Annotated in this window: 14 protein-coding genes and 1 tRNA gene; 9 read left to right on the top strand and 6 right to left on the bottom strand. The window is 64.6% G+C overall.

Annotation, left to right across the window (positions count from 1 at the left end; genetic code table 11):
- The first annotated feature begins 2 nt into the window (after positions 1-2).
- The 4 genes from MRBLSP13_RS09040 (at position 3) to MRBLSP13_RS09025 (ending at position 3,440) form a co-directional block, all read left to right on the top strand.
- Complete coding sequence (locus tag MRBLSP13_RS09040; protein ID WP_363735057.1) at positions 3-1,313, top strand: replication-associated recombination protein A; 1,311 nt, start codon at positions 3-5, stop codon at positions 1,311-1,313.
- Positions 1,310-2,170 carry a hypothetical protein gene (locus MRBLSP13_RS09035; protein ID WP_363754041.1) on the top strand — a complete coding sequence of 287 codons (861 nt, stop codon included), beginning with the start codon at positions 1,310-1,312 and terminating at the stop codon, positions 2,168-2,170. The genes MRBLSP13_RS09040 and MRBLSP13_RS09035 overlap by 4 nt, the downstream gene beginning before the upstream one ends.
- A 31-nt stretch (positions 2,171-2,201) precedes the next feature.
- Positions 2,202-2,276, top strand: a tRNA-Thr gene (locus MRBLSP13_RS09030).
- An 861-nt stretch (positions 2,277-3,137) separates the two neighbouring features.
- The gene (locus MRBLSP13_RS09025; protein ID WP_363735060.1) at positions 3,138-3,440 is read left to right on the top strand and encodes a glycine zipper 2TM domain-containing protein; all 303 of its coding nucleotides are present in this window, start codon (positions 3,138-3,140) and stop codon (positions 3,438-3,440) included.
- A 70-nt stretch (positions 3,441-3,510) separates the two neighbouring features.
- Here the strand turns inward: MRBLSP13_RS09025 and MRBLSP13_RS09020 are convergent, their stop codons facing one another.
- Positions 3,511-3,795 (bottom strand): hypothetical protein, encoded by a 285-nt coding sequence (locus tag MRBLSP13_RS09020; protein WP_414714701.1) that lies wholly within the window; start codon positions 3,793-3,795, stop codon positions 3,511-3,513.
- A gap of 149 nt (positions 3,796-3,944) precedes the next feature.
- Positions 3,945-4,352, bottom strand: a complete 408-nt coding sequence (locus tag MRBLSP13_RS09015; RefSeq protein WP_363754039.1) for an EVE domain-containing protein — start codon at positions 4,350-4,352, stop codon at positions 3,945-3,947.
- Between the two features lie 105 nt (positions 4,353-4,457).
- Here MRBLSP13_RS09015 and MRBLSP13_RS09010 point away from each other — a divergent pair, with 105 nt between their 5' ends.
- Positions 4,458-5,402, top strand: coding sequence for an isopenicillin N synthase family dioxygenase (locus tag MRBLSP13_RS09010; protein WP_363754036.1), 945 nt, complete (start codon positions 4,458-4,460; stop codon positions 5,400-5,402).
- A gap of 48 nt (positions 5,403-5,450) precedes the next feature.
- Here the strand turns inward: MRBLSP13_RS09010 and MRBLSP13_RS09005 are convergent, their stop codons facing one another.
- Entirely contained in the window at positions 5,451-5,834 is a 384-nt protein-coding gene (locus tag MRBLSP13_RS09005) for a dihydroneopterin aldolase (protein WP_363735064.1), read from the bottom strand.
- Positions 5,835-5,985: 151 nt separating this feature from the next.
- On the opposite strand from MRBLSP13_RS09005, the gene MRBLSP13_RS09000 reads away from it, so the two are divergent.
- The 4 genes from MRBLSP13_RS09000 to MRBLSP13_RS08985 are packed head-to-tail and all read left to right on the top strand — an operon-like array spanning position 5,986 to position 8,892.
- Entirely contained in the window at positions 5,986-6,480 is a 495-nt protein-coding gene (locus MRBLSP13_RS09000; RefSeq protein WP_208108029.1) for a GNAT family N-acetyltransferase, read from the top strand.
- A 45-nt stretch (positions 6,481-6,525) separates the two neighbouring features.
- Entirely contained in the window at positions 6,526-7,092 is a 567-nt protein-coding gene (locus MRBLSP13_RS08995; protein WP_363754033.1) for a DUF1285 domain-containing protein, read from the top strand.
- A complete protein-coding gene (locus tag MRBLSP13_RS08990; protein WP_363735067.1) occupies positions 7,089-7,700 on the top strand; it encodes a CoA pyrophosphatase in 612 nt (203 codons plus the stop codon). Before MRBLSP13_RS08995 ends, MRBLSP13_RS08990 begins: the two co-directional genes overlap by 4 nt.
- Complete coding sequence (locus MRBLSP13_RS08985) at positions 7,681-8,892, top strand: CCA tRNA nucleotidyltransferase (protein WP_363735069.1); 1,212 nt, start codon at positions 7,681-7,683, stop codon at positions 8,890-8,892. Before MRBLSP13_RS08990 ends, MRBLSP13_RS08985 begins: the two co-directional genes overlap by 20 nt.
- On the opposite strand, the gene MRBLSP13_RS08980 is transcribed toward MRBLSP13_RS08985, so the two are convergent.
- The 3 genes from MRBLSP13_RS08980 to MRBLSP13_RS08970 form a co-directional block, all read right to left on the bottom strand.
- Positions 8,856-10,598: a putative bifunctional diguanylate cyclase/phosphodiesterase gene (locus tag MRBLSP13_RS08980; protein ID WP_414714611.1), complete on the bottom strand. Its 1,743-nt coding sequence runs from the start codon at positions 10,596-10,598 to the stop codon at positions 8,856-8,858. The genes MRBLSP13_RS08985 and MRBLSP13_RS08980 overlap by 37 nt on opposite strands.
- Positions 10,599-10,690: 92 nt before the next feature.
- Positions 10,691-12,979 carry a DNA topoisomerase IV subunit A gene (gene parC, locus MRBLSP13_RS08975; protein ID WP_363754031.1) on the bottom strand — a complete coding sequence of 763 codons (2,289 nt, stop codon included), beginning with the start codon at positions 12,977-12,979 and terminating at the stop codon, positions 10,691-10,693.
- 257 nt (positions 12,980-13,236) lie between these two features.
- On the bottom strand, positions 13,237-14,157 hold the full coding sequence (locus MRBLSP13_RS08970) for a LysR substrate-binding domain-containing protein (protein WP_363735074.1): 921 nt from the start codon (positions 14,155-14,157) through the stop codon (positions 13,237-13,239).
- Positions 14,158-14,252: the final 95 nt, after the last annotated feature.

Raw genomic sequence — 14,252 nt, 5'->3', positions numbered from 1 at the left:
CAATGGCCGATCTTTTCGCTCCCCACGATCTCCCCCCTGTTCCAGCCGACGCGCCGCTGGCCGACAAGCTGCGGCCCCGCACCCTGGCGGAGGTCGTCGGCCAGGATCATCTGACCGGGCCGGAGGGCGCGATCGGCCGCATGGTCGCCGCCGGCCGCCTCTCCTCGATCATCCTCTGGGGCCCGCCGGGCACGGGCAAGACCACCATCTCACGCCTGCTGGCGGATGCCGTCGGCATGCGTTTCGAACCGATCTCCGCCGTCTTCTCCGGCGTTGCCGACCTCAAGAAGGTCTTTGCCGCCGCGAAGGAACATGCCCGGCGGGGCGAGAAAACCCTGCTCTTCGTGGATGAGATCCACCGCTTCAACCGGGCGCAGCAGGACAGCTTCCTCCCCTTTGTGGAGGACGGCACGGTGACCCTGGTCGGCGCGACCACCGAAAATCCCAGCTTCGAACTCAACGCCGCGCTGCTCTCCCGCGCACAGGTGCTGATCCTGCGCCGCCTGGATGCACCCGCGCTGGAACAGTTGCTGGAACGCGCCGAAACGGTGATGGAACGCGCCCTGCCGCTCGACACCGCCGCCAGGGACGCCCTGCTCGCCAGCGCCGACGGCGATGGACGCTTCCTGCTCAATCAGGTCGAGACCCTCTATTCCATCGACATTCCGCAGCCGCTCGATCCGGCGGGCCTTTCGGCCCTGCTCCACCGCCGCGTCGCGGTCTATGACAAGGATCGGGAGGGCCATTACAACCTCATCTCCGCCCTTCACAAATCCCTGCGCGGTTCCGATCCGCAGGCCGCGCTCTATTATCTGGCGCGCATGCTGACCGCGGGTGAGGAGCCGCTTTATGTCCTGCGCCGCCTCGTCCGCTTCGCCGTGGAGGATATCGGCCTTGCCGACCCGCAGGCGCTCGTCCAGTGCCTCGCCGCCAAGGACAGCTACGACTTCCTCGGCTCGCCCGAAGGCGAACTCGCCATCGTCCAGGCCTGCCTCTATTGCGCCACCGCGCCCAAATCCAACGCCGCCTACAGCGCCATGAAATCCGCCTGGAGGTCCGCCCGCGACACCGGCTCGCTCATGCCGCCGCAGAATATCCTGAACGCCCCGACCAAGCTCATGAAAGACGTGGGCTACGGCAAGGGCTATCACTATGATCATGACGCGGCCGACGGCTTTTCCGGTGACGATTACTGGCCCGAAGAGATGCAGCCCCAGACCTTCTACGCCCCCACCGAACGCGGCTTCGAGGCGCGCATTGCCGAACGCATGGCCTATTGGGACCGCTTGAGGACCGAACGCCGCCAGAAATGACGCCCCGTTTCACCCGCTACGCTGTCATCGACTGGTCCGGCGCAAAGGGATCGCGCCACAAGGGAATTGCCGTCGCCCTGTGCGAAGCCGGCGATGCGGCACCCCGGCTCCAGCATCCCGACGGCGGCGGCGTCTGGTCGCGCCGCGCCGTCGCGGACTGGCTTGTCCGAACCGCGCGGGAGGCCCCGACCCTGTTCGGCTTCGATTTCAGCTTCGCCCCGCCCTATGTCGCGCGCCAGAGCTACCTGCCCGGCGACATCGTGCCCACCACCGCTCCGGCCTTCTGGGCCTATGTCGACAGCATTTGTGCGGATGAGGATCTGGGCGCCGCCAGCCTGCTCGAACACACCCACCGGCGGCATTTCTATTTTGGCAAGGTCGACGGCATCAAGGCGGACTATATGCACAACCGCGCCTGCGAGGCGCACTATAATGCCCAGGGCGGCGGCAAGCCCTCCACCGTCTATGACGCCATCGGCGCGGCGCAGGTCGCCAAGGCGAGTTTTTCGGGGATGCGCCTGCTCCACCACGTCCATCCCCATGTCCCGGTCTGGCCGTTCGACCCGCCGCCGCCAAAGGGCTCCCTGATCGTGGAGATCTACACCAGCATCGCCGCCCGCGCCGCCGGACGCCCCAAGGGAAAGGCCAAGATGCGCGACCTCCCCGCGCTGAACGACGCGCTCCTCGCCGTCGGATCGCAACCGCACAGGGGCCTCCCGCCTGACGACCATGGCGCCGACGCGATCCTGACCGCCGCCTGGCTGCGACGCATGGCCCCGCGCCCCGGCCTGTGGAACCCGCCGCCTCTCGACGAAAAAATCGCCGCAACAGAGGGCTGGACGTTCGGCATCATCTGATAGTAAGGCGCTCCCCGTCCGAAACGGATATGCCGGATTAGCACAGCGGTAGTGCAGCGGTTTTGTAAACCGAAGGTCGGGGGTTCGATCCCCTCATCCGGCACCATATTCCCCTCGCGCCCGCGACGCAACGGTCGCCACCCCAACGCACTCCAGCTTTCAACCGATCCTGCCGCCGCTTCACGCGATGCCCCGGATCGCCCGCCGCGCCAGAAAAATAGCCCGAAAAGCAAAATGGGGGCCGGCATTTCTGCCGGTCCCCACTTCCGTCGTGTCTCTCGATCCGCTTCTCTTTCAAGATGCGATCATCGGACTCGGCGCGCGATAGGTCCGCCGCAAGGGCTTTGCTATCGTGTCGGCTCCGTTTGCCCGGCCGGTCGGCCGTTTTCCCGCAGCCTGTCCTCTTTATTCGATGCCCGACGTTCACTTTCGCGCGTGCACAGCATCGTCTATTGAGGCTCATCGGATTTCCGCATTTTCCTTCCGGTCCATGCTTCTTTCCCGACGCTCGAAAATTCCTTCAAGTCGCTGATTTCTCACCGACTTTGGCATCCAGATTTCTCTGTCTCCCGGTCTTTCCGATAGGGAGATCGTCTCACCAAAAGCGAGTCGCTCAAAGCGGAATCTTGCACCCTGAAGACCGTGTCACGCTAAAGCTGTGGATAAATGTGGATAAATTTTCCAGAAGGCTCGGCGGCCATGCGATCAGCCTCGCGGCGCCGGCGCTACCCACCGAAAATTCTGATCGCCGAACCAGGCCGCGCCCTGGCGACGTCCAGCCCTCTACACGCGGCCCAGATCAACCAGCGGATCAACGCCGTCCCCGCTTCATCGGAACCGCCCATCGCCTCGTCTCAAAATTTATCGCTTCAGAAACAACATGATGCGCCGTTGTCGCAGGTTCATGCAACCTCCATCAATATGCGTGGGTTGAACGATCAAAACACGCCTTTTTGGAGGAGAAAAAATGCGTAAAGCCCTTATGGCACTGGCCGCCGTCTCGCTGGCCATTCCCGCTTCCATGGCGATCCCGACTGAGGGCGCCAATGCCCGCCGTCATTATGAATATCGCGAATGGCGCGGTCGCGACGGCCGCATGTACTGCCGCAAGTCCAATGGCACGACCGGCCTCATCGTCGGCGGCGTGGGCGGCGCGCTGGTCGGCCGCGCGATCGACACCCGCGGCGATCGCGCCACCGGCACGATCCTGGGCGCCGCGGGCGGCGCGCTGCTGGGCAAGGAAATCGACAGCAAGCGTCGCTGCCGCTGAGATATGCGCAAAAAGGGGGGCGGCTTCCGATCGGAAACCGCCCCCCTTTTTAATCCGAAATGCCTGGGGCTTATTCGGCCGAGGCGCCGCGCGCGTCTTCGACCTTGAACGTCACGGCCTGACCGCCGGACATGCCCGACACGCGGCCATTCTTCACCGCAAGGTTGAAGGCAACGGCATCGGGGTAACGACGGCCCGAAATCACCCTGCCGGTCTTGGTGTCCTTGACGGCATATACATAGGTATAGCCCTCATGCGTGAACTTCTGCTTGGCAGCGTCTTCGGCATGGGCCGGGGCGTTGGCGGCGCCGGCGGCGAACAGGGCGGAAAGAACAAACTTGGACAGCATTCGCATGGGTAAACTCCTTGTGAATGCCGATCAAACACCTCTGGAATATTCTTTTCTGTTGACGTCGATTTATGGAGCGCCGCCAAAGGAGCACAATCGCAAACAAGGGCGGAACGATTGCGTTTCCCGCAATCGCCTTTCAACCCTTTGGCCTTTCAACTCTTTGACAGGGCGACGATATGCCTGAACTCCGCCTCTGTAAGCGGGGACACGGAAAGCCGCGACTGGCGGATCATCGCCATATTGGCCAGCGCCGGATCGGCCTTCATCGTCTTCAACGTGACCGGCTTGGCGAGCTTTTCCTTCGGCCCGACATGCACCGCCATCCACTTGCCCGTTTCGTCCGTGCTGTCTGGCGCCGCCGCCTCGACGATCTCCATGATGCCGACCGCCTCGACCCCGATATTGCTGTGGTAGAAGATGGAAAGGTCGCCCTTGCGCATCGCCCTCATATGGCCCTGCGCGGCATGATTGCGCACGCCGTCCCACTCGGCCTTCCCCTTCTTGACCAGATCGTCATAGGAAAAGACATCGGGTTCCGATTTCATCAGCCAATAGTTCATGGCTTCTCCTTGCATCAGCCGCCAAGGACGATCAAGGATGCTCGCATGGCCAGCATGGCGCCGGACGGCGCGTCGGCTCTATCCAGTTGAGTTTCGGAGAATAACGTGTCGCAAACGGTGCCCGGACAAGTGCCCGTCCTGTCCATGGGCAATATGGACAAGGCCGACTTCGCCGCGGCTTTCGGCGGTTCCTTCCAGCGCTTCGGCTTCGCCATGGTGAAGGATCATGGCATGGACCAGGCGCTGATAGACAGGGGCTGGGCACTGGTCCGCCGGTTTTTCGCCCTGCCGGAGGGGGTGAAGCGCCGCTACGATGCCGCCAATAATGGGGGTCAGCGCGGCTACACGGCCTTTGGCGTGGAAATCGCCAGGGGCGCGAGCGAGAATGATCTCAAGGAATTCTGGCATGTCGGACGCGACCTGCCCGCGGGCGATCCGCTGGCGCAAAGCATGCCGCCCAATGTCTGGCCGGACGAACTGCCGGAATTCCACGCGACATTCGCGCCTCTCTATGCCGAATTCGACCGCGTCGGCGGGGAACTGCTGTCCGCCATCGCCCTGTTTCTGGGGCTGGAGGAGCAGTGGTTTGAAAAGCCGGTCGAAAACGGCAATTCAATCCTGCGCCTGCTCCATTATCCGCCCGTCTCTGCGGAAGCGCCGGGCATCCGCGCCGGCGCGCATGAGGATATCAACCTCATCACCCTGCTCCTGGGCGCGGAGGAAGGCGGGCTAGAACTCAGGGATCGCGACGGCAACTGGCTGCCCGTGGTCCCGCCGCCCGGCGCCCTTGTCATCAATGTGGGCGACATGCTCCAGCGGCTGACCAACCATTATCTCCCTTCGACCAGCCACCGCGTCGTCAACCCGCCGCCGGAACGGCGCGGCCATTCGCGCTATTCCATGCCCTTCTTCCTGCACCTGCGACCGGATTTCCTGATCGACGCGCTGCCCCAATGCGTGGATGCGGACCACCCCCGCCGCGACCCGCCGATCACCGCGCACGACTATCTGTCGGAACGGTTGCGCGAAATCGGCCTGATCAAGGGGTAAGGGCGGCGATTCAGGAAAACCTGGGCCGGGAAAACCCGATGGAACAGGCTATCTGCGCCCGCGCGCCATGGTGATCCCGATCTCCTCGCCCTTCTCGCTCAGGGCCAGCTTGACGATCTTCACCTCGACATGGGTCACCTTGTCATCCTGCAGGAAGATCGTCTCGATGATATGGTCGGCCACCGCCTCGATCAGCGTGAAATGCTGCCCCTCCGGCAGAGCGGTGGTCGCGGCATGTTTCAGGTCCATGTAATTTTTGGACCGCGACAGCGGCGTGTCGGGATCATAATGATCCGCGATCTTCAACCGCGCCCTGATCGATATGCGCAGCGGTTGCGGCAGGTGCGTCTCCTCCGAATAGATGCCGGTCAGGACATCCACGTCCAGATTATTCACCTCCAACGTCAGAAAATCGTCAAATACGCTGTTCATAGCTCGCCACATTCGGGCCCTCCCTGCCGCGGGCGGGCCCCAGTTTAGACTTTTATTTTGCCAGCCACGCGCTAAAGCCCGCCGCTCTCGGCGCGTCCATGCGCCATTGAGGACGGATCGGCAAGACGTGTCTGTGATAGTGCCCCTCAAGATGATGTCGCATGACGCGGTTGAGCGGTTGCTGGATGCGGCCTTCGGCCCTGACCGGCACGGGCGCACCGCCTATATGATTCGCGACGGCATGCCATGGCTTCCCGAACTCTCCTTCGGCATGAGGGATGAGGACGGCCGGCTCATCGGTTCGCTGCAAAGCTGGCCCGTCGCGCTCGTCCATGCCGACGGCGGCCGGACGCCGCTCATCATGGTCGGCCCGGTCGCCGTCGATCCGGCGGTGCAGGGCACCGGGCACGGCCGCGCGATGATGGACGCCGTCGTCGCGGCCGCCCGCGCGCAGAACAGCGCCCCGCTGATGATGATCGGCGATCCGGAATATTATGGCCGCTTCTGGGGCTTTTCGGCGGAAGGGACCGGCGGCTGGAACTGCCCCGGCCCGTTCGAGCCGCGCCGCCTGCTGGCGCTGTCGGTCGACGGCCGGCCCATAGGGGGCACGGGCATGCTGGGTCCGCGCGCCATTGCCCGCGCCTGAAATTTCCCTTTTGCCTTCGCCCTCAAGCGCCCCTATCTCGGCCCCATGCCGATGGAGCCGTCCCCTGATCTTTCCAGCCTGTCGCTGACCGACGTCGCCCGCCTGCTGGCGGAAAAGCGTCTGCCGCCGGTCGAGAAATGGAATCCGGACCATTGCGGCGACAGCGACATGCGCATCGCCCGCGACGGCACCTGGTTCCACCAGGGTTCGCCCATCGGGCGGGAAGCCATGGTCCGCCTCTTCTCGACCATCCTGCGCCGCGAACCCGATGGCGGCTACGTCCTGGTCACGCCGGTCGAAAAGCTCTCGATCGAGGTGGAGGACGCCCCCTTCCTCGCCGTGGAGCTCAAGAGCGAAGGCGAAGGCCGGGCACGCAGCCTCGCCTTTCGGCTCAACACGGGCGATCTGGTCGCCGCCGGGCCGGACAACGCCCTTGTCCTGCGCGAAACGCCTGACGGACCGCATCCCTATCTCCACGTCCGCGGCGGGCTGGAGGCGCTGGTCGCCCGCAGCGTCTATTATGAACTGGTGAACCTGGCGCTGGACGAAGGCGCCGAACCAGTCGGCCTCTGGAGCAACGGCGCCTTCTTCGCGCTGGACGGGTCGGCATGACGCTGGCGGAACGGCTGCGGATCGCCCTGAAGGAGGGGCATGAGCGGGAGATCGGCCTGATGCCGTCCGACACCCGTGATCCCCGGATCGACGGCGACATCATGCTGTCTCCTGCGGCCGTGCTGGTCGCGATCACCGATCGTCCCGAACCCGGCCTGATCCTGACCCAGCGGTCCGCCAGGCTGCGCAAGCACGCCGGGCAAGTCGCCTTTCCGGGCGGCCGGGTCGACGACCACGACCCCGACGAAATCGCTGGCGCGCTGCGGGAAGCGCAGGAGGAAATCGGTCTCCTGCCCGACCTGGTCGACATCATCGGCACGTCGGACCGCTATCACACCTTCACCGGCTTCGACATCGTCCCCGTGCTGGGCGTGATCCCGCCCGACCTTCCCCTCCTCCCCCAGGAGGCCGAGGTCGCGGAACTGTTCGAACTACCCCTCTCCTATGCCCTCAATCCCGCCAACCGGATCAGAAAGTCCATGGAGTTTCAGGGCATTGAGCGGCATTATTACGAAATATTCTGGGAAGGACGACGCATCTGGGGCATCACCGCCGCCATCCTCGCCAATCTGTCGCGCAGGCTAGGCCATGACCAGCCTGCTGCCTGACGCCGACTGGCGCCACCGCCCCGGCCTGGACGCGCTGCTCGACGCGCTTGGCGCGGAACAGGGCCTCGTCCGCTTCGTCGGGGGCGCCGTCCGCGACGGCCTTCTGGGCCTGCCGGTCAACGATCTCGACATCGCCACCATATCGGAACCGCAGTCGGTCATCGACCGCCTCAGGGCCGCCGGAATAAAGGCCGTGCCCACCGGCATCGACCATGGCACGATCACGGCCGTCATCCATGGCTGGCCGGTGGAGATCACGACCCTGCGCCGCGACGTCAGCACGGACGGCCGCCGCGCCACCATCGCCTATACCCATGACTGGCGCGAAGACGCCGCCCGGCGGGATTTCACCATCAACGCGCTCTATGCCGACCCGCTCACCCACGCCATCACCGATTTCTTCGGCGGCGTCGCCGATCTGCGCGCGCATCGCGTCCGCTTCATCGGCGATGCAAACGCCCGCATCGCGGAGGATCATCTCCGCATCCTGCGCTATTTCCGCTTCCTGGCCCGCTTCGGCCATGACGAGCCGGATGTGGAGGCTTATGCCGCCTGCCGCGAAGCCGCCAACAGCCTGATGGCCCTGTCGCGCGAACGCATCGCGGACGAACTGCTCAAGCTGCTCGCCCTGCCCGCCCCGCTGGCCTCGTTCCAACTCATGGTCGACGGCGGCATATTGCTGCCCGTCCTTCCGGAGATCGACCAGGACGGGCTGGCCCGCCTGTCCACACTGATGCAGCGGGAAGCCGCCTCCGGCACCAGTCCGTCAGCCCTGCGCCGTCTTGCCGCCCTGCTCGCCCATGATCCGCGCACCGCCGAGCAGGTGGGCGCGCGCCTCAAATTGTCCAACAAGGCCCGCAAGCGCCTGGCCACCGCGCTGGAGGGTGCCACGGCCCCCATGCCCCCTCGCGCCCTCGCCTTCCGAGTCGGCTTGGAGGGCGCGATCGACCGCATCCTGCTCGATCCTTCGGCTCCGCTCGACGGCCTGAAGACACTCGCTGACTGGACGCCGCCACGCCTGCCTCTGGGCGGCGGCGCCCTCATTGCCCGCGGCCTTCAGCCCGGCCCGGATGTGGCAAAAGCCCTGGCCGAGGTCCAGGATATCTGGGTTGCGGAGGGTTTTCCCGACGAAGCCCGCCTCGCCGAAATCGCGGATCAGACCGTTTCGAAATTCCAGCGCGCCCGCCAATAGTCATAGGCGTCGCTCTCCGGCATCGGCCGCGCGAAATAATATCCCTGCCCCTGCCAGCAGCCCATATTCTGCAGCGCATGGGCAAGCTGCTGCGTCTCGATCCCTTCGGCCGTGACACGCAGTCCCAGCGATTCGGCCAGCGACAGGATGGTGCGGACCATGACCACCTTGTCCCGGTCCTCCAGCATGGAGGTCACGAAACTGCGGTCGATCTTCAATATGTCGATCGGCAGGCTGTGCAGGCTCGCCAGGTTGGAATAGCCGGTGCCGAAATCGTCCATGGCGATCGGCATTTGCAGGTCCTTGAGCGCGAACAGCAGCTTACGCGCCTTTTCCGGGTCCGCCACGATCGCGCTTTCGGTCAGCTCCGCGGTCAGGCGATTGCCCGAAATTCCCGAATAACGCAGCGCTTCCTCGAACATGGAGGCGACATCGTCCCGCGCCATCTGGATGGGGGACAGGTTCACATTGATGCCGACGGGCAGCGACTGTCCGAATTTCGCGTCCCACCGGCTGAGCGCCTGCGCCGCCTCATAGGCAGCCCAGCGACCCAGCGAGGTGATCTGGCCACTCTCTTCCGCCACGGCAATGAACTCGGCGGGCGACACATGGCCCAACTCTTCATCCTGCCATCGAGTCAGGGCCTCGAAGCCCGTGATTTCACCAGTCTGCAGATGGATCAGCGGCTGGAATGCCAGGGTCAGTTCTCCCTGCGCCAGCGCGTCGCGCAACCGGCTCTCGACGGAAAAGCGCCGCTGCGCTTCCTTCAGCACGCCGTTGCGATAGATTTCCACCTTGCCGCTGCGCTTGGCGATCTTCACCGCGGCCTGCGCCTTGCGCACCACATCCTCCGGGTCTTCGGTCAGGCTGGTCGACAGGGCGCATCCGATCGCGCAATCGACCCGGATCTGCAAATCGCTCAACCTGATCGGATAGCTCAGCCCATCACGAATGCGCTGAACAATATGAAGAGCATCCGACAAGCCATTGTTCAAGCGCGCAAAAATAGCAAAGTCATTGCCGCCGATGCGGGCCAGCACATCCCCCTGCCGCAGGCTGGACTTCAACCGCTTGGCCACGGTGATCAGCAATTCGTCGCCGGCCATTGGCCCCAGCGACTCATTGACCCGACTGAACCGGCTCAGGTCGATGGCAAGGATGCCGAACTGCGCATTGTCGGGCCAGCTCGTATTGGCCAACCGGTCCTCGATCTCCTCGCCGAACCCCGTCCGGTTGGGCAATGCCGTCAGACCGTCGGACAGCAATTCCCGCCGGAGATTCTTCTCCATCGTGCGGTCGCTGGTGCGATCAAGCGCCGTGAACAGGAAAAGGTCGGACTCGCCGTCCCGCTTGGGCAGGCGTCCGACCGAGCAGCAGAAATATTCCGGCCCCAGCGATCCGTCGCGGCGCAATTCGAAACTTTCCGAATCACGGCCCGACCGGACGCTCTGCACGATCCGGTCGCGCCATTCGGCAGCGTGCGGTTTTTCCGGCTCGCCTGAACCACTCACCCTGAAACGGTGGTGGAATGGCGCATTGGCAACTACGGTTGATAAATGATTGTTTGCAAAGGAAAGTACCGCTGCGGGATAAGGCAGCGCCGCCAGCCATTCGGTGATCGCCAACCCATGCGAAAGATGCGCTCCGTCCTGCCCCGCAAGGAGCTGTCCGCCCGGCATTGAGATTGGCCGATCGCGCATCGACATGGATTCCATAGGGCTGGCGATAGGCCCAAAGGGTAAATTTTCGGGAAACAACATTCCCGATTCCGACGCGATGGCAACAAAAAATCGCTTTCTCAGAAACGGTTATCGCGTGGAAAGCCGGTTGGCGGCATCCGCCCCGCCGCGCCCCTTGCAACGCGCCATGGCGTCATGTCCGCTTCCGTGCGAACCCGCCCGGATTCTCCCCCCATGGCCCAGCTCAGGCCATCCGACAGGCGGAACGCGATCGCATCGGACAGGCCGCCGTCACGATAGCGCTGCATCTGCACGCCCTGCCCCCGCGCCATGCGCGGCATTTCGATCAGCGAGAAGACCAGCAGCTTCCGGTTTTCACCCACCACGGCGACGCTGTCCGCCTCCGGCGCGATGGGATGCACGACACTCAGCTTCGCGCCGGTGCGTACATTGACCACCTGCTTGCCCTTGCGCGTCTCCGCGATCACATCGGCGACCGTCGCCACGAAGCCGCGCCCGTCCGAGGATGCAAGCAGCAATTCGCCGCCGACGCGGGCAGGCAGAAGCGCCACGATATTGCCGGTGCCGTCCATGTCGACCAGCGATCGCACCGGGTCGCCAAAGCCGCGCCCGCCCGGCAGCTTGTCCGCGCCCAGCGTGAAGATGCGCCCGGTCTCCGTCGCCAGCAGCAGCTTGTCGGTGGTCTGCGCGTGGAAGGCGATCATCGGACCATCGCCTTCCTTGAATTTCAGCGTGTCGGCCGAGGCCAGGTCGCGATGCCCGCTCATCGCCCTGATCCAGCCGCGTTCGGACAGGATCACGGTGATCGGCTCGCGCTCGATCATCGCCTCCAGCGGGATTTCCCGCGCCGGCGCCGCTTCCTCGACCAGCGTGCGCCGGCGGCCGAAATCGCTTTCGGGCGAATAGCGCTTGCGAAGGTCGGCCAGGTCCTTCTTCAACCGCGTCCGCTGCCGCGCCGGGCTTTCGACCAGCCTGGTCAGCTCGTCGCGTTCCTTCAGCAATTCGGAATGCTCGCGCCGCAGTTCCATCTCCTCCAGCTTGCGCAAGCTGCGCAGCCGCATGTTGAGGATCGCCTCGGCCTGCCGGTCGTTCAGGCCGAACTCGGCCATCATCACCTCCTTGGGCTCATCCTCGGTCCGGATGATCTCGATCACCCGGTCCAGGTTCAGATAGGCGATGATATAGCCGTCCAGCAGCTCCAGCCGCGCCGCGATCTTGTCCAGCCGGTGCTGCGCGCGCTTCACCAGAACGTCGATCTGGTGCCTCAGCCATTCGACAAGGACGGTCTTCAGGCCCAGAACGCGGGGCGTGCGCGTCGCGTCGAGCACATTCAGGTTCAAGGGAAAACGGTTTTCCAGATCGGTCAGCCGGAACAGGCTGTCCATCAGCACGTCCGGATCGACGGTGCGCGCGCGGGGCTCGATGACGATGCGGATCTCCGTATCGCTCTCGTCGCGCACATCGGCCAATATGGGCAGCTTCTTGTCGTTGATCAGCACGGCGATCTGCTCGATCAGCTTGGATTTCTGCACCTGAAAGGGGATCTGCGTGACCACCGCGACCCAGGTACCGCGCCCGCCATCCTCCTTGTGCCAGCGCGCACGGGTTCGAAACGATCCCCGCCCCGTCGCATAAGCCTCTGAAATCATGGAAGCACTGTCCACCAGCACGCCACCAGTGGGAAAGTCCGGACCGCGCACGATCTGCATCAGTTCGGCATGTTCGGCTTCCGGATTTTCGATCAGCAGGCTCGCCGCATCGATCAGTTCCGCGACATTGTGCGGCGGGATGCTGGTCGCCATGCCGACAGCGATACCGGTGGCGCCGTTGGCCAGCAGATTGGGGAACAGGCCGGGAAAGACCTCCGGCTCCTGGTCCTCGCCATTATAGGTCGGGCGGAATTCGACGGTGCCTTCGTCCAGCCCCGCCATCAGGTCGGCCGCGGCCTGGGTCAGCCGCGCCTCGGTATAGCGCATCGCCGCCGCATTATCGCCGTCGATATTGCCGAAATTGCCCTGCCCATCCACCAGCGGCGTGCGCAGCGAGAAATCCTGCGCCAGACGCACCATGGCGTCGTAGACCGAGGCATCGCCATGCGGGTGATATTTGCCGATGACGTCACCAACCACGCGGGCGCATTTCTTGTACGACGTGGTGTTGCGCGCCGGATTGGCGACCAGCACCTCGGGCGACGCGCCGCCCGGCTCCATCCGCAGCAGCCGCATCGCCCACAGCAGCCGCCGGTGCACCGGCTTCAACCCGTCGCGCAGGTCCGGCAACGACCGCGCCGTGATGGTGGAAAGCGCATAGACGAGATAGCGCTGGGACAGCGCATCGTCGAACGGGTGATCCTTGATAGCGTCGAACGGGTCGCGAAATTCGGTCATCGCAGGGGGGAATAGCAGTGCCGCGACGAAACGGAAACGGGGTTTAATCCCGAAGATGCCGACCGGAATGGCTCAGGCCGGTCGCCACCTGCCCCGCGACCGCCACGCGCGCCTGCCACTCCGCCGTGCTCCCACCGCCCTGCCGTGCTCCTGCGAAGGCAGGAGCCCAGTTCCGACGCCGCGATTTCATGCCGCGACAGAAACAGCATCCCATAAACCGCTAGCCCGCGTCCCACCCCTCCGCAACACCACCCCCATCATCGCGGCAGAAACCGGGCCTCCGGGTCCGCGGCGATTTCCCGCCTGAATTCCGCGGAAATCCAGTCGCGAAAGGCCTTCACCTTGGCCGTGTTGCGGGCGTGGGCAGGATAGACCACCCAATAGCTCGCCCGTTCCCGGACATAGGATGGCACCGCCTCCACCAGCAATCCCGCCTCCAATTCCGTCCTCCACATGAAGGGATTGACGATGGCGACGCCATGCCCGGCCATCGCGGCGCGGCCCTCCATTACCTGGGAATCGAGCGCGATGGCGGGCGGCAGCCCCCTGCCGTCCTCGTCCACCCCCATGGCGACGAACCATTCCTGCCACCAGCTATCGCCGGGCGACAGCCGCGGCATGGCGTGCAGCACCCGCGCATCGGCAATCGGCCCATTGGCCGCCAGCCATGCCGGGCTGCAAAGTGGCGCCAGCCGGTTATGGGTCAGCAGCTTGGCCTCCAGCCCCGGCCATTCGCCCCGCCCGCCCCGCACCGCCACGTCGACGCCGTCGCGGGCGAAGTCCACCACCCGGTCGGTCGCGTCGATCCGCACGGCCAGCCCCGGCTGGCGCATCTGGAACGTCCCGATCCGCTGCGCCAGCCAGAGATGGGCGAAACTGTTGGTGCAACTGATCGTCAGGATGGTCGAATGATCCTGCGTCAGCGCGGCGAACCCCTCCCGCATCTGGTCGAAGGCGCGGGACACGACCATGGCGATCTCGCGCCCCTTCTCGGTCAGCGTCACTTTCCGCCCCGTCCTCTGGAACAGGCTGATGCCCAGCCGCTCCTCCAGCAATTTCACCTGATAACTGACGGCCGCCTGCGTCATCCCCAACTCCTGCGCGGCGGCTGTGAAATTCTCCAGCCTTGCCGCGGCTTCGAACACGCGAACGGCCGACAGGGGAGGCAATGGGTTCATCCGGTTCAGATAAGCCAGACTTATGATTCGCGTCCATCCTTTTGTTGGCTGCCGCTACGGAAATCAGCGATAGGAATTGCCACGAAACGCAATCC

Origin of the sequence: Sphingobium sp. LSP13-1-1.1, from assembly GCF_040676415.1 — a bacterium.
Classification (GTDB): Bacteria; Pseudomonadota; Alphaproteobacteria; order Sphingomonadales; family Sphingomonadaceae; genus Sphingobium.
The sequence above is the reverse complement of the archived record's forward strand: the minus strand, read 5'-3'. Positions and strand labels throughout refer to the sequence as shown.

Bases quoted from the DNA above. Each gene is read 5' to 3' on its own strand.
- MRBLSP13_RS08980 (WP_414714611.1), bottom strand. From the start codon at position 10,598: ATGTCGATGCGCGATCGGCCAATCTCAATGCCGGGCGGACAGCTCCTT.
- MRBLSP13_RS08985 (WP_363735069.1), top strand. From the start codon at position 7,681: ATGACCAGCCTGCTGCCTGACGCCGACTGGCGCCACCGCCCCGGCCTG.
- MRBLSP13_RS08990 (WP_363735067.1), top strand. From the start codon at position 7,089: ATGACGCTGGCGGAACGGCTGCGGATCGCCCTGAAGGAGGGGCATGAG.
- MRBLSP13_RS09005 (WP_363735064.1), bottom strand. From the start codon at position 5,834: ATGAACAGCGTATTTGACGATTTTCTGACGTTGGAGGTGAATAATCTG.
- MRBLSP13_RS09000 (WP_208108029.1), top strand. From the start codon at position 5,986: ATGATGTCGCATGACGCGGTTGAGCGGTTGCTGGATGCGGCCTTCGGC.
- MRBLSP13_RS09020 (WP_414714701.1), bottom strand. From the start codon at position 3,795: ATGCGAATGCTGTCCAAGTTTGTTCTTTCCGCCCTGTTCGCCGCCGGC.
- parC (WP_363754031.1), bottom strand. From the start codon at position 12,979: ATGACCGAATTTCGCGACCCGTTCGACGCTATCAAGGATCACCCGTTC.
- MRBLSP13_RS09025 (WP_363735060.1), top strand. From the start codon at position 3,138: ATGCGTAAAGCCCTTATGGCACTGGCCGCCGTCTCGCTGGCCATTCCC.
- MRBLSP13_RS08995 (WP_363754033.1), top strand. From the start codon at position 6,526: ATGCCGATGGAGCCGTCCCCTGATCTTTCCAGCCTGTCGCTGACCGAC.
- MRBLSP13_RS09015 (WP_363754039.1), bottom strand. From the start codon at position 4,352: ATGAACTATTGGCTGATGAAATCGGAACCCGATGTCTTTTCCTATGAC.
- MRBLSP13_RS09040 (WP_363735057.1), top strand. From the start codon at position 3: ATGGCCGATCTTTTCGCTCCCCACGATCTCCCCCCTGTTCCAGCCGAC.
- MRBLSP13_RS09035 (WP_363754041.1), top strand. From the start codon at position 1,310: ATGACGCCCCGTTTCACCCGCTACGCTGTCATCGACTGGTCCGGCGCA.
- MRBLSP13_RS08970 (WP_363735074.1), bottom strand. From the start codon at position 14,157: ATGAACCCATTGCCTCCCCTGTCGGCCGTTCGCGTGTTCGAAGCCGCG.